The sequence below is a fragment of the uncultured Mesonia sp. genome (genome assembly GCA_947499595.1).
GTDB classification, from domain to species: Bacteria; Bacteroidota; Bacteroidia; order Flavobacteriales; family Flavobacteriaceae; genus Mesonia; species Mesonia sediminis.
Genome location: CANMOY010000052.1, coordinates 1 through 342, shown reverse-complemented (window position 1 = coordinate 342; position 342 = coordinate 1). Strand labels below are relative to the sequence as shown.

The following is a 342-nucleotide window of genomic DNA, read 5'->3' as shown; positions in this document are numbered from 1 at the left end:
ATGGCCATTAAAAATAGAGAATACCCAAGTGAAAGACTCATCCATCATTCCGATAGAGGTTTTCAATACTGTAACCCTCAATACACCCAATTTGCTGAAAAAAAATAATATTGTTATGAGTATGACCGAACAGTATGATCCTTATGAAAACGCAGTTGCAGAGCGAATTAACAGAACCCTTAAATATGAATATGGACTAAAACAAACGATTAAAAACACTGAATTAGCGCAGAATATGACTGCACAAGCAGTGTATATTTACAACAACCTAAGAACACATTTTAGCCTGGATTTAAGAAAGCCAGCTGAAGTCCACAAAAATCCAACGATCAAATACAGATC

Annotated in this window: 1 protein-coding gene; it reads left to right on the top strand. The window is 35.1% G+C overall.

Annotated features, from left to right (window positions below; genetic code table 11):
* Window positions 1-115 precede the first annotated feature (115 nt).
* A partial coding sequence (locus ACH2AZ_RS12530) for an integrase core domain-containing protein (RefSeq protein ID WP_394908105.1) occupies window positions 116-342 on the top strand: 227 nt, incomplete at its 3' end.